3 protein-coding genes and 1 pseudogene are annotated in these 4237 nt (G+C 43.7%); 3 read left to right on the top strand and 1 reads right to left on the bottom strand.

Going from position 1 to position 4237, the window contains the following annotated elements:
• A partial coding sequence (locus tag L215_RS09735; protein WP_211247118.1) for a helix-turn-helix domain-containing protein occupies window positions 1-111 on the top strand: 111 nt, incomplete at its 5' end.
• 153 nt (window positions 112-264) lie between these two features.
• A complete protein-coding gene (locus tag L215_RS0102120) occupies window positions 265-1191 on the top strand; it encodes an Abi family protein (protein ID WP_025883867.1) in 927 nt (308 codons plus the stop codon).
• Window positions 1192-1292: 101 nt separating this feature from the next.
• On the opposite strand, the pseudogene L215_RS0102115 reads toward L215_RS0102120, so the two are convergent.
• Window positions 1293-2810 (bottom strand): annotated as a pseudogene (locus tag L215_RS0102115) (helicase-related protein); the annotation flags it as partial.
• 285 nt (window positions 2811-3095) lie between these two features.
• Here L215_RS0102115 and L215_RS0102110 point away from each other — a divergent pair.
• Window positions 3096-4237, top strand: a 1142-nt coding sequence (locus tag L215_RS0102110; RefSeq protein ID WP_027451269.1) for a site-specific integrase, incomplete at its 3' end; no start/stop codon positions are given.

Here is a 4237-nt window from a genome sequence, read left to right as displayed (position 1 = left end):
ATCTACAATTGGGTATGGGCGGGTAAGATTCCCTACCTCAAAGCCAATGGTCGCCTACTATTCCTTCGTGAAGAAATCGATGAGATGCTACGAAAACGAGATGACTGGTAATATAGTTTCTCCCGATCGTTTGGTTGAATTAAAATAATTGCTTACCTTTGCAAGCAGAAAGATAGTCGCAGGTTGCCTGCACTTCAAATATAACAGTACTCGCTTAGCATACCGTAAGATCTGCTGGCGAGTCATTTTTTTTTTATAGATACTATGTCGAATAAAGAATCACGCTCCATTCAGGAACAAATCGATTTACTGAAGCATAGAGGCATGATTATAGAAGATGAGGAGTTCGCCCATCTTCATTTAAGTCATATCAGCTACTACCGTTTGAAGGGGTATTGGTGGGATATGCAGAAAGACAAAGAAAACCATGTTTTTCAAACGGGTTCTCGCTTTGAAGATGTTATTGCACGGTATTCTTTTGACAAAGAATTACGGCTTATCTTGTTTGATGCCATTGAAACAATAGAGATCGCCTTACGAACAAAGATGATTTACCATCTGTCTCAATCCTATGGTGGTCTGTTTTATATGGACAATACTCTCTTTGTCAGCGAATTGCTTCATCGGCAACATCTGGAAGATTTGATGACTGAATTTCTTCGTAGTGGTGAGGTTTTCATAAAAGAGTATAAACGAAAGTATGGTGTTTGGAAAGGTGGAAAATGTGTATCTCTTACTCAGCAACCTGATGCATGGGTTATTTTTGAAGTGGCTACCTTTGGCACGCTTTCAAAGTTATACAAGAATCTTAGCCACCAAATTCCTGAGAAAGCGAAAATTGCTAATGAGTTCGGGCTCAATCTGCATAATGAGTTATCAAGTTGGTTAGAAGCTATTTCATATTTGAGAAATATTGTAGCCCATCATTCAAGAGTATGGAGTCGAAATATGGTAAAACGTCCAATGGATATTAGTAATCCAAGAGGCATTTGGCTACAATATCCTTTATCGGAATTCTCCAAAAAGAAGCCATATCTAATCATTACTTCCATGTTATACTTGTGCAATGCTATCAATGCAGGAGATACATATAAGAGAAAGATAATCTCACTGATAGAGGAAAATCCGGACATCCCTATTTATAAGATAGGTTTTCCAGACCATTGGAATAGGGAATCTATCTGGCGATAATTTTGTGCGGGAATATGAATCGCAGTATTCTTGTACTTTGCTTACGTCTACTAAAAAATAAACGCAAGATTTTTTACTTCCATTGGATAATAAACATGCGTTTAGTGTCTCCACTTGGGTCTGAAGTTTTGTGACCGGTAGTCTTCTTCTTTGTCTTGAGCAGGATGACTCTCGTCCTTTACTCCGGCTGAATGATTGTTATCGGACAAATCCTCTCCTTGCTTCATTTTATCTATTTCTTCTTTTTCTTCCTCTGGCGGAGAGAGTGTGAGGGCAATCTTTCTATCCAGCTCGGCTGCCTCCCCTTTGAGCGCACGTAGTTCTTCCTCCTTCTTCCACGAGCTATTGACAATGGCATTGTAGACCTCCTTATTTGCTGAAACCTTTGCTATCTCCTTCTCGTGAGATTCGATCACTTTTGGAATGCGCTCTAACGCATTGAAGAAGTTCAGACAAGCCAGCTTAGGATCATTTGCCAGCTTGCCGTTGTTGTAGGTGTAGTAAATACTCCCCTCGCCTTTTACGAAGAAGCGGTTCACCGATAGGTCAAATAAGTTCTGCGAGGAACTTTCCGTCTTGACCATAACAGAGAAGCCATAAAGCTCTCCAATCTTGTTGTACTCACCATTGGTACGAGCCTTTTCTTCTATCTCTTGAAGACGATGAGCAATCACTTTGATGTCAGAACAATCCTCTACACCTTTAATTGAAAGTCGATTGACTGGGTTGCCTTCAGCATCTCGTTCCACTCGTTGCTCAAAGCAAGCGAGGTCTTTCTTCGCCTCTTGTATCTTGCCTGTGTGATAAGAGAGCGAATGGTCAATCTCAGCCAACTTACCTATAGCCCCATTTCGTTCACGAAGGAAGTTCTTGCGTTCTGACTCTAATGCAGTAATCTTCTTATCTAGCTTTGCCTTTTCCAAAAGGTCTGTATTGCCCGATAGCACAGCTACATACTCTGAGAAGTTCATACCACTATCCTCATCCATTGAGCCTTCATCGATGGTACGCATGCCGAGCTGATTGCTCTTCAATTGATTGATGAAAAGCTGCTTGTTGTGTAGCAGGTTGAACTTGTAGCTATCCAACGAACGCTCCACTGCATATATAATCACATCGACCTTGTTGTCGGCAAACTCCTTGGCAACCAAATTGCCCTTTCGGATAGCTCGTCCGTTGCGTTGCTCTAAGTCTGACGGTCTCCACGGGGTATCAAGATGATGTATAGCCACAGCTCGTTGCTGGGCATTGACACCCGTGCCCAACATAGATGTAGAGCCAAAGATGATACGTATATCGCCCCTATTCATCGCTTCCACTATTGCTTTCTTCGCTTTCTCATTCTTGCACTCCTGAATGAAGCGTATCTCGTGAGATGGGATGTGATACTCCTCTACCAACTTACGCTTAATCTCCGAGTAAACATTCCACTCGTCTGGCTTGTAAGTACCCAGGTCGCTGAAGACAAACTGTGTCCCCTTTTGCTCGTTAAACTTCTGATAGTAGTTGTTGAGGAGCTTGGCACAGTGGCTGGCTTTGTTGTCTATATGGTCCGAATACTTTTCTAGGTCAATCATTCGCATATCCAAGCTCATCTTGCGGGCATAGTCGGGAGTTAAGAATTAAGGGAAATAGCGGGATATGCAAGGGATGTAACTATTTGAAATAGCATCATTTAGGCTTTCTTGCTATTTTGAGGATAAGCGAAAATGAGCATAAAACGGCAGTAGTTCCGTTACCAAATCGTAACCCATCGAAGAAAGAGCAAAGAGGGGTTACGAATTGAAGCTAAACAACTGCTCCACAGTTTTTTATTCATCGTATTTCATCGTTCTGCATCGCTCAGAAGCACCTGTTTCACTGTACCTTTGCAAGCAAAGGGAATTTAGAAAAACGATAGAAGAATGAAAGAAAACAAACTGAAAGTATCGTTCTTTGTTCAGGCAAGACGAACCGACAAGAAAGGATTTGTGCCTGTCATCGGGCGCATCTCCGTAGGCAGAACCCATTCGGGGTTCTCCACCAAGTGTAAGACTCCGATCGCCCTATGGGATAGCCGTAAGCAACGACTCACCGGCAAGAGTGCTATGGCGGTGTCCGTCAATCAGAAACTCGGTGAATGCACCGCACTCATCCACGCACGCTTTCACGAACTCAGTGAAAGAGAAGAATCCTTTACCGCCACCGATGTGAGGGATACTTATCAGGGGCAAATCCACCGTCAAGCCCTGCTTTTGCAGAGTTTTGAGGAATATCTCAGACAGACAAAGGAACGCATAGGCATTGATAGAGCCTTGAAGACATTCAAGCTCCGTACCTATCAGCTATCCCTGCTCCGTGAGTATCTGCAGAAGAAGTATAAAGTAAGCGACATTCCCCTTTCACAATTAGACAAAGCCTTTATTGAGGGTTTCGAGTACTACCTCTCCATTGACCGAAAACTGAAACGTAGCAGCGTGTCGAGTGCTCTATCCACCTTGAAGTGTATCGTCCGCATGGCGGTGAAGAAAGGCGTGCTGGACTTCTACCCGTTCTTGGGCTACAGCTATGAACGTCCCAAAGGTGAGCCGAGAAGTATCTTTCAAGACCAGCTGCAACGCATCATTGACTTGGAGATAGAATGGGAGAACTACCGTATTGTCCGTGATTTGTTCGTATTCTCCTGCTTTTCAGGCTTGGCAATCTCAGACGTGCGCAATCTCAGAGAGGAAAACATTGTCTTGGAAGAAGGTGAACTTTGCATCAAGGGCAAGCGAATGAAAACCAAGACTCCATATCGTGTACAGGTGCTTCCTCCTGCTTGGGCGATAATGGAGCGGTACAGAGGTAAGCGTGCTGGTTTTGTCTTTGATGTACCGACTAACGACATCATCCACAACGGCATGCACTACATACAGAGAAATGTCGGTATGGAAAGCCCGCTAACCTTTCACATGGCTCGCCACACCTTTGCATCGCTCATCACGCTCTCAGCAGGAGTGCCTATTGAAACGGTGAGCCGTATGCTCGGGCACACCAACCTGAGAACAACACAAGTATATGCTGC

Origin of the sequence: Porphyromonas uenonis DSM 23387 = JCM 13868 (assembly GCF_000482365.1) — a bacterium.
Classification (GTDB): Bacteria; Bacteroidota; Bacteroidia; order Bacteroidales; family Porphyromonadaceae; genus Porphyromonas; species Porphyromonas uenonis.
This window is presented reverse-complemented; position numbering and strand designations above follow the sequence as displayed.